This is a genomic window from Leifsonia sp. EB41, assembly GCF_041262565.1.
Classification (GTDB): domain Bacteria; phylum Actinomycetota; class Actinomycetes; order Actinomycetales; family Microbacteriaceae; genus Leifsonia.
This window is the reverse complement of the sequence record NZ_JBGCCJ010000001.1, coordinates 1,084,116-1,097,449: the sequence shown is the minus strand read 5'-3', so window position 1 is coordinate 1,097,449 and position 13,334 is coordinate 1,084,116. Positions and strand designations below refer to the sequence as shown.

At 73.1% G+C, this 13,334-nt stretch carries 11 protein-coding genes and 1 tRNA gene; 6 read left to right on the top strand and 6 right to left on the bottom strand.

What is annotated here, in order from left to right; all coding sequences use genetic code 11:
• Positions 1–9: 9 nt before the first annotated feature.
• Positions 10–594, bottom strand: coding sequence for a 5-formyltetrahydrofolate cyclo-ligase (locus ABH923_RS05335; protein WP_370054328.1), 585 nt, complete (start codon positions 592–594; stop codon positions 10–12).
• Between the two features lie 58 nt (positions 595–652).
• Here ABH923_RS05335 and galU point away from each other — a divergent pair, with 58 nt between their 5' ends.
• The 4 genes from galU (at position 653) to ABH923_RS05315 (ending at position 3,655) form a co-directional block, all read left to right on the top strand.
• Complete coding sequence (galU, locus tag ABH923_RS05330) at positions 653–1,615, top strand: UTP--glucose-1-phosphate uridylyltransferase GalU (RefSeq protein WP_370054327.1); 963 nt, start codon at positions 653–655, stop codon at positions 1,613–1,615.
• A 42-nt stretch (positions 1,616–1,657) separates the two neighbouring features.
• The gene (locus ABH923_RS05325) at positions 1,658–2,320 is read left to right on the top strand and encodes a GNAT family N-acetyltransferase (protein ID WP_370054326.1); all 663 of its coding nucleotides are present in this window, start codon (positions 1,658–1,660) and stop codon (positions 2,318–2,320) included.
• Between the two features lie 118 nt (positions 2,321–2,438).
• Positions 2,439–3,524, top strand: a complete 1,086-nt coding sequence (locus ABH923_RS05320) for a hypothetical protein (RefSeq protein ID WP_370054325.1) — start codon at positions 2,439–2,441, stop codon at positions 3,522–3,524.
• 58 nt (positions 3,525–3,582) lie between these two features.
• Positions 3,583–3,655 (top strand) — tRNA-Ala (locus ABH923_RS05315).
• A gap of 56 nt (positions 3,656–3,711) precedes the next feature.
• On the opposite strand, the gene ABH923_RS05310 is transcribed toward ABH923_RS05315, so the two are convergent.
• Positions 3,712–4,314 (bottom strand): LysE/ArgO family amino acid transporter, encoded by a 603-nt coding sequence (locus tag ABH923_RS05310; protein ID WP_370054324.1) that lies wholly within the window; start codon positions 4,312–4,314, stop codon positions 3,712–3,714.
• A gap of 65 nt (positions 4,315–4,379) precedes the next feature.
• On the opposite strand from ABH923_RS05310, the gene ABH923_RS05305 reads away from it, so the two are divergent.
• Positions 4,380–5,318 (top strand): LysR family transcriptional regulator ArgP, encoded by a 939-nt coding sequence (locus ABH923_RS05305; protein ID WP_370054323.1) that lies wholly within the window; start codon positions 4,380–4,382, stop codon positions 5,316–5,318.
• A 36-nt stretch (positions 5,319–5,354) separates the two neighbouring features.
• Here ABH923_RS05305 and ABH923_RS05300 read toward each other — a convergent pair whose 3' ends face one another.
• The 4 genes from ABH923_RS05300 to ABH923_RS05285 all read right to left on the bottom strand — a co-directional run bounded on the left by ABH923_RS05300 (position 5,355) and on the right by ABH923_RS05285 (position 12,850).
• On the bottom strand, positions 5,355–7,373 hold the full coding sequence (locus ABH923_RS05300; RefSeq protein ID WP_370057306.1) for a heavy metal translocating P-type ATPase: 2,019 nt from the start codon (positions 7,371–7,373) through the stop codon (positions 5,355–5,357).
• Positions 7,374–7,405: 32 nt separating this feature from the next.
• Positions 7,406–9,646 (bottom strand): heavy metal translocating P-type ATPase, encoded by a 2,241-nt coding sequence (locus tag ABH923_RS05295; protein ID WP_370054322.1) that lies wholly within the window; start codon positions 9,644–9,646, stop codon positions 7,406–7,408.
• Positions 9,646–9,855 carry a heavy-metal-associated domain-containing protein gene (locus ABH923_RS05290; RefSeq protein WP_345834346.1) on the bottom strand — a complete coding sequence of 70 codons (210 nt, stop codon included), beginning with the start codon at positions 9,853–9,855 and terminating at the stop codon, positions 9,646–9,648. The genes ABH923_RS05295 and ABH923_RS05290 overlap by 1 nt, the downstream gene beginning before the upstream one ends.
• Positions 9,856–9,973: 118 nt before the next feature.
• Positions 9,974–12,850 carry an aminotransferase gene (locus ABH923_RS05285; protein WP_370054321.1) on the bottom strand — a complete coding sequence of 959 codons (2,877 nt, stop codon included), beginning with the start codon at positions 12,848–12,850 and terminating at the stop codon, positions 9,974–9,976.
• 102 nt (positions 12,851–12,952) lie between these two features.
• Here ABH923_RS05285 and ABH923_RS05280 point away from each other — a divergent pair, with 102 nt between their 5' ends.
• Positions 12,953–13,333 carry a DUF3054 domain-containing protein gene (locus ABH923_RS05280; protein ID WP_370054320.1) on the top strand — a complete coding sequence of 127 codons (381 nt, stop codon included), beginning with the start codon at positions 12,953–12,955 and terminating at the stop codon, positions 13,331–13,333.
• The last annotated feature ends 1 nt before the right edge of the window (position 13,334 follow it).

The window sequence follows — 13,334 nt, the reverse complement described above, 5'->3', positions numbered from 1 at the left end:
CTCGGTGGGTCAGGTGAACTGGACGATGCGGGTGGGGGTGACCGCGCCGTCGACCGGCTGATCGTGCCGCTCGCGCGGGACCTCGTCCACGAGCTCGCCGTCGAACACGACGGCGTACACCGGGGGACATTTTTCCATGCTGCCGAGGGTCTTGTCGAAATACCCGCGGCCCCAGCCCATGCGCATCCCGCTCGCGTCGACGGCGGCGGCCGGTACGAGGATGAGGTCGACGTCGTTGATCGCGATCGGCCCGAGCAGCTCGCCGACGGCCTCCGGCATCCCGAAGAGCCCCTCGGTCTCGGTCTCGCCGTCGCCGGTGGTCCAGTCGAGGAGGCCGTCTTCGCGGGAGACCGGGAGCAGCACGCGCAGCCCCTGGGCGACGGCCCAGTTGACGTACGGGCGGGTGTCCGGCTCGATCGTCGTCGACAGGTAGCAGGCCACGGAGCGGGCGGAGAGGTCCGTCGTCAGGTCGACCAAGTTCCGGGTGATTCCGGCGGCCGCGGCCTGCCGTTCGGTGCTCGTGAGGTTCTGCCGGCGCTCGCGCAGCTCGGCGCGCAGTGCGCGCTTGCGATGGGCTGCTGTGTCGGTCTCCATAGCGCAATCCTAGAAGATCCCCCCGGGACCCCGATCGAAATGCGGATACTGTGGCCGTATGGCTAACCACGTGACGAAAGCAGTGATCCCCGCAGCAGGCCTCGGCACCCGGTTCCTCCCGGCGACCAAGGCGATGCCGAAAGAGATGCTGCCGGTCGTCGACAAGCCGGCCATCCAGTACGTGGTCGAGGAGGCCGTCGCCGCCGGGCTGCACGACGTGCTGATGATCACCGGGCGCAACAAGAACGCGCTCGAGAACCACTTCGACCGCAACGCCGAGCTGGAAGACACCCTCGAGAAGAAGGGCGACACCGACCGCCTCGAGAAGGTGCACTACTCGACCTCCCTCGCCGACCTCCACTACGTGCGCCAGGGCGACCCGAAGGGGCTCGGCCACGCCGTGCTCCGCGCCAAGATGCACGTCGGCCGCGAACCGTTCGCCGTGTTGCTCGGCGACGACATCATCGACTCGCGCGACGACCTCCTGCTGCACATGCTCGACGTCCAGCAGAAGTACAACGCCAGCGTGATCGCGCTGATGGAGGTGCCGAGCGAGTCCATCCACCTGTACGGCGCCGCCGCGATCGAGGAGACCGGCGACGACGATGTGGTGCGCATCACCGGCCTCGTCGAGAAGCCGGACGCCGACGTTGCGCCCTCCAACTACGCGATCATCGGCCGCTACGTGCTGCGCCCGGAGGTCTTCGACGTGCTGGAGCGCACCGAACCGGGCCGCGGCGGCGAGATCCAGCTCACCGACGCCCTCCAGGCGATGGCTGAGGCGCCCGACTGGACGGGCGGCGTGTACGGCGTCGTCTTTCGCGGCCGCCGCTACGACACCGGCGACCGCCTCGACTACATCAAGGCGATCGTGCAGCTCGCCGTCGACCGCGAGGACCTCGGCCCGGAGCTGCGGCCGTGGCTGAAAGCGTTCGCCGACGGCCTCCACGACGAGCCCCGCGAGGTCCTCGAGGAGATGCCGATCGACGCGGCTGACGCGTCGGAGGGCGTTAACCGCTAGCGTTCTACCTGCGGCGAACGGTTGCCGCAGAAGGAGGACGCCGTGGCGTTCGTCATCCCCACGCTGAGCGAGGGACGCATCGGACTGCGACCGATCCGCCTGAGGGACGCGCGCGCCCTGGAGCGCTCGCTGCTCGACAACCGGTCCTGGCTGCGGCAGTGGGAGGCCACCAGCCCCTACGCGCCCGGCTCCTTCGACACGCGCGCCAGCATCCGCTCCCTGCTCGCGAACGCGCGGGCCGGGCACGGCCTCCCGTTCATCGTGGAGTACGACGGCCGGCTTGCCGGTCAGCTCAACGTCTCGTCGGTGACCTACGGCTCGCTCTCCAGCGCCACGATCGGCTACTGGATCGCGGAGGAGTTCGCCGGCCGCAACATCACGCCGACCGCCGTCGCGCTGGCGACCGACTACTGCTTCTACCAGCTCGGCCTGCACCGCATGGAGATCTGCATCCGCCCGGAGAACGCGCCGAGCCTGCGCGTGGTCGAGAAGCTCGGCTTCCGCTACGAGGGACTGCGCCGGCGCTACATCCACATCAACGGCGACTGGCGCGACCACTACTGCTTCGGCCTGGTGTCCGAGGAGCTGCAGCAGGGCGTGCTGCGGCGCTGGATGGACGGCGAGGCTCCCGCGGAGGCCGCCGCGGTGACCGCGGAGGACCGTGCGGCGGCGGCCATCCCGCTGCCGGTGGCCCGGCGGCACTGAGCCGCTGTCGCTCTGTGCGTGCCGCACGCCGGTCGAAAGCACGCTGAGAGTCCTCTCCATCCGTGACACACCCGGGCGCTGACCGGGAGGCCGACCGGCCGACCCCTACCGTAGGAGCATGACTGGGGATGTGATGGGCGGAGGGGTCGTCGTCGCCATCGCGGCCGCCCTCTGGCTGGCCTACCTCGTCCCGGTGTGGCTGCGTCGCCGCGAGTACATGGCGACCGAACGCAACGCCGTGCGCCTGCAGCAGACGCTGCGCATCCTGGCCGAGACGAGTGAGCTTCCGGACGAGGTCCGCATGGAGGCGACCGCCAAGACGGTCGCGGAGCAGCAGCGCATTCTCCGCCGGGCGGAGGAGAGGCGTCTGGCCACCGCGCGCGCGGAGGCCGCAGCCCACGCCCGCCGCGAGCAGGCTGTCGCCGAGGAGCGCCGCGAAGCCGCGGAGGAGGCCGAGCGCGCCGCCGCCCACGCCATCGCGATGGAGCGCGCGTCCCGTGCGGCAGCGGCCCAGCGGGCACGCGCCCTTGCCGCGCTGAACGCCCGTCCCGTGCTCTCGCCCCAGCGCCGTCGCCGGCTGCGCCGTTCCCGCGCCCTCTGTACTCTCCTGCTGGTCGCCGGGCTGGTGGGCATCGCCTCGGGCGCAGCGCTGCTCCTCGCGACCGGCGCGTGGCTGCTGGCCGCCGGGTCGGTCACGGTCACGGTGGCGGCACTCGGGATGCTGAGCCGCCTGTCCCGCGCGGCGAACGCCATGCCCGCGCCCGTCCCGTTCATCCCGGCCGCGCCCGCGTCGCCCGCGCTGTACGACGACGCCAAGCACGACCTCCCCGTGCAGGAGGCCCTGCGCCAGAGCTGGACGCCGCAGCCGCTCCCGAAGCCGCTGCACCTGTCGCCGGGGACGGTGGCCGCGGCCGCGATGGCCTCGGTGGACGCCGCCGCCGAGCTGCGCCGCTCGGCCGCCCGAGCGGAGTTCGAGCGGAAGGCGACCGCCGTCGCCGAGGTGGAGACCGCCGTACCCGCGCCCGTGCGGCTGCGCCCGGTCGAGGCCGTCCCGGTCGCTGTTGCCGCCGCACCTCGCGCCGTTCCGGCAGCGGTCGTGGAGGCCGTCCCGAGCATGTACTCGAGCATGGGGATCGTCGGCTCGGTCGACGACGGCGCCCTCGACCTGGACGCCGTCCTGCGCCGCCGTCGGGCCGCGAGCTGAGCCCCGCTCGATTTCGAAACGGCACCGCGAGGGTGCTATTGTTTCTAAGCAATCCCCCGGGGCTATGGCGCAGTTGGTAGCGCGCTTCGTTCGCATCGAAGAGGTCAGGAGTTCGAATCTCCTTAGCTCCACCGGAAGGAAAAGGACCGCCAGGAATGGCGGTCCTTTTTTCGTTGTGGTGCTGTCCTCAGACGACCAGCATGACCGCGAGCACCGGCATCAGCACAGCGATCCCCGCGTCCAGCACGCGCCAGGCCATCGGACGCGCGAACACCGGCGCCGCCACCCGTGCCCCGAAACCGAGCACCACGAACCAGAGCAGGCTCGCGGTCGCCGCTCCCGCGCCGAACACCCAGCGGCCCGGGTCGCCGTGCGTCGCCGACAGCGAGCCCAGGAGGAGCACCGTGTCGAGGTACACGTGCGGGTTCAGCCAGGTGATCGCGAGGCAGGTGCCGATCGCCGCGGCGAGCGTGCCGCCTCCCGAGGTCGCGGCCGTCAGCGTGGTCGGGCGGACGGCGCGCACGGCGGCGAACACGGCGTAGCCGACCAGGAACGCGAACCCGGCCCAGCGCACGATCTGCAGCGCGAGCGGGGCGGCCTTCACCAGTGTCCCGATCCCGGCGACGCCCGCGGCGATCAGCAGCGCGTCGCTCGCGACGCAGATCGCGACCACGGCGAGCACGTGCTCGCGGCGGAGCCCCTGCCGGAGGACGAACGCGTTCTGCGCGCCGATGGCGACGATGAGGGCGGCGGCGGAGCCGAGGCCGGTGAGGTAGACGGAGAGCACCATTCGACGATAGGGAACAGCGAGCCATCAGTACAGCTTGATTTCCTTATGAACCATTAGCATTGCTGATGATGGACGCTTCTACCGATCAGCTCCGCACTCTGGCCGCGGTGGTCGACCACGGCACGTTCGACCGCGCTGCCGCGGCCCTCCACATCACGCCCTCCGCGGTGAGCCAGCGAATCAAGTCGCTGGAGGAGCAGAGCGGACGGGTGCTCGTGCGGCGCAGCAAGCCCATCCAGGCCACGGAGGCCGGCGCCGTCCTGCTGCGCTTGGCCCGCCAGGTCGCGCTTCTGGAGGCGGAGGCGGCGGCTGAGCTGGAGGGCGGCGACGGGGCCGCCGCGACCCCGATCCCGCTGGTCGTCAACGCGGACTCGCTCGCGACCTGGGTGCTGCCCGCGCTCGCGACCGTCCAGGGTGCGGTGTTCGACATCGCTCTCGACGACCAGGAGCACACCATCGACCGCCTGCGCGACGGGACGGCGATGGGCGCGATCGGCTCCGACCCGGAGCCGGTGCAGGGCTGCACGGTCACCGCGCTGGGGGCCATGCGCTACCGCCCGCTCGCCAGCCCCGCGTTCGTGGAGCGCTGGTGCCCGGACGGCTGGACGGCGGAGCGGGCCGCGGTCGCGCCGATGCTGGTCTACAACCGCAAGGACGCCCTCCAGGACCGCTATGTGGCCGCACTGGCGCCGGGAGCGCGGCCGCCGCGGCACTTCGTCCCGGCGTCCACGGAGTTCGTCGGCGCCGCGGTGCTCGGACTGGGCTGGGGGATGGTGCCCGACCTGCAGGCCGACCCGCTCGTGGCCGACGGCCGGCTGGTGGTGCTGGACCCCGGAGGGGCGGTGGACGTGCCCCTGTACTGGCAGCAGTGGTCGCTGCACTCGGCGGCGCTCGACGCAGTGGCCGCCGCAATCACGCACGCTGCCGCGGGCGCGCTCCGCCCCGCCCCGCCCCGCCCACCCAACGCCGAGGGGCACGTAAACGCCCCTAAAACTCCGCTTTAAGGGCGTTTACGTGCCCTTCGGCGGAGGTGGCGAGCGTCAGAGGGCCTCGGGGCGGAGGTCGAGGCGGCGGAGGAGTTGCGCGTTCAGGGCCACGACGATTGTCGAGAGCGACATCAGGATGGCACCGACGGACATCGGCAGCACGAACCCGATCGGCGCGAGGACGCCGGCCGCGAGCGGAACCGAGATCAGGTTGTAGCCGGCCGCCCACCACAGGTTCTGCGTCATCTTGCGGTAGCTCGCCCGGGACAGCCGGATCACCGACAGCACGGAGCGCGGGTCGTCGCTGGCCAGGATGACACCGGCCGACGCGATCGCCACGTCCGTGCCGGCGCCGATCGCGATGCCGACGTCCGCGCGTGCCAGCGCGGGGGCGTCGTTGACGCCGTCGCCGACCATCGCGACGGTGCGGCCCTCGGCCTGGAGGCCGGCGACGGTCGACTCCTTGTCCTCCGGCCGGACGCCGGCGAACCAGCGGTCGATCCCGAGCTCGCGGGCGACCGACGCGGCCACGGCCTCCGCGTCGCCGGTGATCATGACGACCTGGATGTCCTGCTCCCGCAGCGCCGCCACCGCCTGCCGGGACTCCTCGCGCACCTCGTCGGCCAGGCGAAGCGCTCCGACGGTGCGTCCGTCGACCAGGACGTGCAGGATGATCGCACCCTCCTGACGCCATGTCGCGGCGATCGGCCGCTCGGCGGCGCCGCGCAACTCCAGGAGCGCAGGGCCGCCGACCTCCACCCGCTGCCCGTCGACCGTCGCCGCCACACCGACCGCGGGGGAGGCGGTGAAGTCGCTCGCAGTGGGCGCCGCGAGGCCGCGCGCGGAGGCGGCGGACACGATCGCGCGAGCCAGCGGGTGCTCGGAGTCGGACTCCGCGGCGGCTGCGAGAGCGAGCACCCGGTCGTCGTCGCCGTCCGTGTCCACGCCCGTGACGGCGGGCTCGCCCTTGGTCAGCGTCCCGGTCTTGTCGAACAGGACCGTGTCGACCGTGCGCATGGTCTCCAGCGCCAGCCGGTCCTTCACGAGGACGCCGCCGCGGGCCGCCCGCTCGGTCGCGATCGAGACGACGAGCGGGATGGCGAGGCCGAGCGCGTGCGGGCAGGCGATCACGAGCACGGTAATGGCGCGGACCACTGCGTCGTCGGGGAGGCCGATCGCGGTCCACACCACGGCGGTGATCGCCGCGGAGCCGAGTGCGAACCAGAACAGCCAGCCCGCGGCGCGGTCGGCGATCCGCTGGGCGCGGGAGGACGAGTTCTGGGCGTCGGCGACGAGCCGGCGGATGCCCGCCAGCGCGGTGTCGTCGCCCACTGCGGTGACCCGCACGCGCAGCGCCGAGTCGGTCGCGACCGTCCCCGCGACCACGGGGTCGCCTTCGCCGCGGGAGACCGCACGCGACTCGCCGGTGATCATGGACTCGTCCACCTGCGCTGCGCCGGACACCACGCGCCCATCGGCAGGGACGCGACCTCCCGGACGCACCAGCACGAGGTCGCCCACCGCGAGGTCCGCGGGGGAGACGACGGCCGTGCCGTCGCCCTCCACCTTCTCAGCCTCGTCGGGCAGCAGGGCCGCGAGCGAGTCGAGGGCGGAGGTGGTCTGGGCGAGCGAGCGCATCTCGATCCAGTGACCGAGCAGCATGATCACGATGAGGAGGGCGAGCTCCCACCAGAAGTCGAGCTGGTGGTCGAGGAGGCCGAGGGCCGCGCCCCACGACGCGACGAACGCGACGGTGATGGCGAGCGCGATGAGCAGCATCATCCCGGGCTGCCGCGCCCGCAGCTCGGAGACAGCACCGGTCAGGAACGGCCGGCCGCCCCAGACGAACATGACGGTGCCGAGCACGGGGGAGATCCACGTCACCCAGGCGACGTCCGGAAGGGGGTAGCCGAGGATCATGGCGAACATCGGCGAGAAGGCGACGACCGGGACGGCGATGACGAGGTTGATCCAGAAGAGGCGGCGGAAGGCGTCGACGTGCCCGGAGTGGTCGTGTGCGGAGTGGTCGTGAGACGACTGGGGGTGGTCGGCGTGCTCGGCGTGGTCGTGCATCGCCTCGGCGTGCCCGGTGTGGTCGGTCTGGCTCACGATCTCCTCCGCTCCTCGGCTCCGCCCTCCGGCCGGAACGTGCGCAGCCGCAGGCTGTTGGTCACCACGAAGACGCTCGAGAACGCCATCGCGGCGCCCGCGATCATCGGGTTCAGCAGGCCGAACGCCGCCAGCGGCAGCGCCGCGAGGTTGTACGCGAACGCCCAGAACAGGTTGCCGCGGATGGTCGCCAGCGTACGCCGGGACAGCCGCACGGCGTCAGCGGCGGCGGTCAGGTCGCCGCGCACCAGGGTGAGGTCGGCGGCCTGGATGGCGGCGTCCGTCCCCGTCCCCATCGCCAGCCCGAGGTCGGCCGCCGCGAGCGCCGCCGCGTCGTTGACGCCGTCGCCGATCATCGCCACCCGCCGTCCCTCCGCCTGCAGGCGCCGGACCACCGCCGCCTTCTCGGCCGGGAGGACGCCGGCGATCACCTCCGCGATCCCGACCTCCTGGGCGACCCGGCGCGCGACGGTCTCGTTGTCGCCGGTGAGCAGCACCGGCGTCAGGCCGAGCCGCGTCAGCCGGCGGACGGCCTCCGCGCTATGCGGGGCCACGGCGTCCGCGAGCGTGAGGACGGCTCTGGCGCGGTCAGCCCAGCCCACCACGACCGCGGTCGTGCCGGAGGCCTCCGCCTCGGCGACCGCCTGCTGGAGGCCGGGGCCGAGCGGCATACGTGCTGCGGCCAGGAACGATACGCGTCCGACGACGATGCGCTCGCCGTCGACCGTGCCGGAGACGCCGAGTCCGCCGTCGGTGCGGAAGTCCGCGACGGGCGGCAGGGCCCCTTCGGCCCGGGCGGCGTCGGCGATGGCACGCGCGATCGGGTGCTCGGAGGCGTCCTCCACCGCGCCGGCGCGGCGCAGCGCCCCGGCCGAATCGCCGTCCTCCGCGATGACGCCCGCCAGCGTCATCCGCCCCGTGGTGACCGTCCCGGTCTTGTCCAGCAGCACGGTGTCCACCCGCCGCGTCGCCTCCAGCACCTCGGGCCCCGTGATCAGGATGCCGAGCTGCGCCCCGCGCCCGGTGCCGACCAGCAGCGCGGTCGGGGTCGCGAGGCCCAGCGCGCACGGGCACGCGATGATGAGCACGGCCACCGCCGCGGTGAACGCCGCGTCCACGGGCGCTCCCAGGAGCAGCCACGCCGCGAGGGTGACGAGCGCGATCCCGATGACGACCGGGACGAAGACGCCGCTGATCCGGTCGGCCAGGCGTTGTGCCGCGGCCTTACCGGACTGCGCGTCCTCGACCAGCCGAGCGATCTGCGCGAGCTTCGTGTCGGCGCCGACCGAGGTCGCGCGCACGAGGAGGCGCCCGCCGGCGTTGACTGTCCCGCCCGCGACGCTGTCGCCGGGGCCGACCTCCACCGGGACCGACTCGCCCGTGAGCATCGACGCGTCGACCGCGCCGGAGCCGTCCGTCACGACGCCGTCCGCGGCGATCCGCTCGCCGGGGCGCACGACGAAGACGTCGCCGACGACCAGGCGCTCGACCGGGATGCGCTCCTCGCGGGGCGCGTCCACGTCGTCGCGGTCGCGCAGCACCGACGCCTCCTTGGCGCCGGACTCCAGCAGCGCCCGCAGCGCCGCCCCCGCCTGCCGCTTGGAGCGCTTCTCGAGGTAGCGCCCGGCGAGCACGAAGACCGTGACGCCGGCGGCGACCTCCAGGTAGAGGTCCGCACCGGTCATGCCGGGAGCGCCCGCGCCGCCGAACAGCAGTGCATACACCGACCAGACGAACGCCGCGGTGACGCCGAGCGATACCAGGGTGTCCATCGTGGCTGCCCCGTGCCGGAGGTTGACGGCGGCGGCGCGGTGGAACGGCCACGCGCCCCACGCGACGACGGGCGTCGCCAGTGCGAGGGCGACCCACTGCCACCCCGGGAACTGGAGAGCCGGGATCATCGAGAGCAGCACGACCGGGAGGCCGAGAGCCGCGCTCACGATCAGCCGCCGGCGGAGCGAGGCGAGTTCGGGGTCGGCAGCCCGCGCCGCCGACTCGGCGGGTGCCGGAACCGCCGCCGTGCACCCGGCGCTCTCCACCTGCGCGACGAGCACCGCGGTGTCATACCCCGCCGGCGCGAACACCGTCGCCTTCTCGGTGGCGTAGTTGACGCTGGCCTCCACGCCGTCCAGCTTGTTGAGCTTCTTCTCGACCCGGGCCGCGCAGGAGGCGCACGTCATGCCGCCGATCAGCAGCTCCAGCCGCGGCGACGTGTTCGGAGCGCCGGTCGCGGACATCAGGCGCGGACCGCGCTGTACCCGGCCTCCTCGACGGCGGCGAGCACGGCGGCGTCGTCGACGGGGGAGGCCGACTCGACGGTCAGCACGCCGGTCGCGGCCGAGACGCCGACGCCGGTCACCGCGGCGATCGAGGTCACCTCTTCGGTCACGGCGCGCTCGCAGTGCTCGCAGGTCATCCCGGTCACCTGGAACGTCGTGGTCGTCATGGCACATCCTTCGCTTCGCGTATACCCAGAGGGGGTATCCCAACAGAGACGACTTTATACCCAGGAGGGGTACTAGTCAAGGCGAGAGGGAGGACAGCCAGGAGACGCCGGCGTGAGGCTAGATCGTCGCCAGCACCAGGTCCAGCGCGTCCACGAACCGGTCGGCGCTCGCGCGCGTGATGCACAGCGGCGGCTTGATCTTCAGCACGTTCTTGCCGTCGCCGGTGGGCTGCACGATCGCGCCCTCCCGCAGCATCCGCTCGCACACCAGCGCGGCCTCGTCGGTCGCCGGCTCCAGCGTCTCCCGGTCGCGGACGAGCTCCACGCCGAGGTAGAGCCCCATTCCGTGCACCGCGCCGACGAGGGGATGCCGCTCCCCGAGCGCGCGCAGGCGCGCGGCCAGGTGGTCGCCGACCTCGGCCGCGTTCTCCTGCAGCCGTTCGTCGCGCATCACGTCGAGCACCGTCAGGCCGACGACCGAGCTGACCGGGCTGCCGCCGGCGGACGAGAAGAACGACCCCTCCGCCGCGAACGACTCGGCGACCTCCCGCCGCGTGATGACCGCTCCGAGCGGGTGCCCGTTGCCCATCGCCTTCGCCACCGTGATCACGTCGGGGACGACGCCCTGCTGCGCCGAGCCCCAGAAGTAGTGGCCGAGCCGGCCGTAGCCGACCTGCACCTCGTCGGCGATGCAGACGCCGCCGCGGGCGCGGACCCGCTCGTAGACGCCCGCGAGGTAGCCGTCCGGGAGCATGAGCCCGCCCGCGTTGCCGAACACCGGCTCCGCGATGAAGCCCGCGAGGCCGGTGCCTGCTGCGTCGAGCGCGGCGAGCTGCTCGTCCAGCTCGGCGAGGTACTCCGGCCCGGAGGCGAGACCCCGGTGGCGGCCGTGGAAGACGTTCGGCGACGCGATCAGCTCCACCCAGTCCGGCCGGGTCTCGAGCGCGCGCGGGTTGTCGCCCAGCGACGACGAGACGGCGTCGGCCCCGACCGTCCAGCCGTGGTACGCCTCCGTCACGGCGAGGATCGTCCGGCGGCCGCTGTGCACCTGCGCGAGCCGGAGGGCGAGGTCGACCGCCTCGCTGCCGCTGTTGACGAGGAAGACGGTGTCGAGCCCGTCCGGAGCGACCTCCGCGAGCCGCTCGGTGAACCGGGAGAGCTCCTCGTAGTGGAACCGGGAGTTCGTGTTGAGCAGCGCCCACTGGTCGCGGACCGCGCGCACGAGCCTCGGGTGCGCGTGCCCGATCTGGGTCACGTTGTTGACCATGTCCAGGTAGCTCTGCGCGCGGGTGTCGAACAGGTGGTGCCCCCAGCCGCGCTCGATCAGCGGGGGCTCGGCGAAGTAGTGCTCCTGCACGCGCGCGAACGACGAGTCGCGGCGCGACAGCACGTCGGCCGGGTCGGCTGCGGCCGCCGCGAGGTCGACGCCGAAGAGGTCGGAGGGGTCAGGCGAAACCGCGCGCCAGACCGCCGTCGGCAGCGCGGGCGTGACGAACGCCGGTGGCCGCCAGCCGGGCACGCGGCTGAGCTGCGCGCTCAGCCGTGCGGCGCTGCCGATCACCTCGCCGCGGTCGACGGAGGCCGTGGTCAGCGGGCGGGACAGCCCGTCCAGCCAGAGGTCGACCTCGTCGCCGTGCAGCAGCCAGGCGCCCTCCACCAGCCGCAGCTCGCCGGCGAACGGCGCGTGCACGACGGTCCCGGCCGGGGCGTCGAGCGTGACGCCGAGCGCGATCGTCGGCGACGGCTCGGTGCGGTCGAGGCGCGCGCGGGTGAGCCGGGCCTCGGCGTAGCGGGTGAGCGCGTGGCCGTTCTCCCGGCAGATCCGCCCCAGCACGGCGTCCTCGAAGCCCGCGCGCTGCCAGCGGCCGTCGTCGAGGTCGTGGCCGGTGACGGAGAGGTCGGCGAGGTGGGCATCGGTGCTGTCGAGCGCGATGAGGCGGCCGAGTGCCTGCGCGTCGGGCCGGCGGTAGCCCGGAGCCAGTCGCGAGCGGATCGCGGCCTCCACCTCCCTGAAGGGCAGTCGCCGCGCCACGTCGAACGCCACCCACTCGTGGGCGCGGTTCTCGTCGGCGTACGCGTTGTCCCCGTCGAGGACGACCTGCTGCTCGCCGCTGACCACGAGGACGGCGCCGCGCAGCACGACGAGCGGCCAGAGCGCGGCGAGGTCGGCGTCGTCGAGCGGCGCCTCCGCGTGGAAGGCCTCGATCACGTCCAGCACGGCCAGCGGGTCCTCCGGCTGATGGTGGAGGGCGCTGGTCACGGTGGCCGCGAGCTCGGCGACCAGCCAGCCGTCCGCGACGTCGCCGAAGTCGATGACGCCGGGGCCGTCCGCGCCGAGCACGATGTTGTCGTCCGTCACGTCGCCGTGGATGGCCTGCACCCGCAGCCGCCGTCGCAGCGGGTCGAGCGCGGCGAGCGCGCCCTCCGCCGCCGCCACCGCGGCCAGCCGTTTCGCCGGTTGGAGCACGTGATCGGCCAGCAGCGCGACGACGTCGCCGCCGATCCGCGCGTCCCACTGGGTGGTGCGGGCGAGCCCGGGATGCCGCAGCCCGGCGAGCCCCGCGGCGATGCTCCCGGAGAGCCGGCCGAGGGTGCGCAGCTGCTCGGTGCTCAGGCGCTCGACATCGGTCAGCGGCTCGCCGTCGAGGAAGCTCAGCACCCGCGCGTGCAGGGTCCGCCCGCGCACCTCGACCGCGACGACGTCGCCGCCGTCGCGGGCGGCGAGCACGGCAGGGATGCGTGCGTCGGCCCCGGCGAGCAGCGCGAGCGCCGCGTTCTGGGCGTGCAGTTCCTCGACCGCGAAGACCGGGTTGGCGATCTTGAGCACGTAGCGGTGCGTGCCGGTGTCGACGAGGAAGTTGCGGTCCTGGTTGCTGCCCAGCTCGGTGATCCGCCCGGTGAGCCCGAAGGCGTGCTCGGCCACGGCCGCGGCGTCGTCCGCGCCGACCTCCGGACGGGGCAGGGACGGCTGGGCCAGGAAGTCGGAATTGGGCACGGCTGCTCCTCGGCTGCGGGGGCTGGACGCGGCCAGTCTATTGAAGCCTCCGCACGGGTCGCACCCAGCGAACGCTCGGGCGCGGCATCGTAGCATCGACGCGTGAAATCCTCGAGGACAGCGGCCGTGGCGTTCGTGATCGACGCCGTGCTGATCCTCGTGTTCGTGCTCGTCGGGCGTCGCAGCCACGGCGAGGCGGCGACCGTCTCCGGGGTGCTGAGCACGTACTGGCCGTTCTTCATCGGCCTCGTCGCCGGCTGGTTCGTCACCTGGGCCTGGCGCCGCCCGCTCGCGCTGATCTGGCCGGGCGTCCCGGTCTGGCTGATGACGGTCGCGCTGGGGATGCTCATCCGCACCTCCGCCGGTCAGGGCGTGGAGCCGGCGTTCATCGCGGTGGCCTTCGTGGTCCTCGGCATCTTCCTGGTCGGATGGCGGATCGCCGCCATCCCGTTCGCGCGGCGCCGGGCGCTCCGGCGGGCGTAGG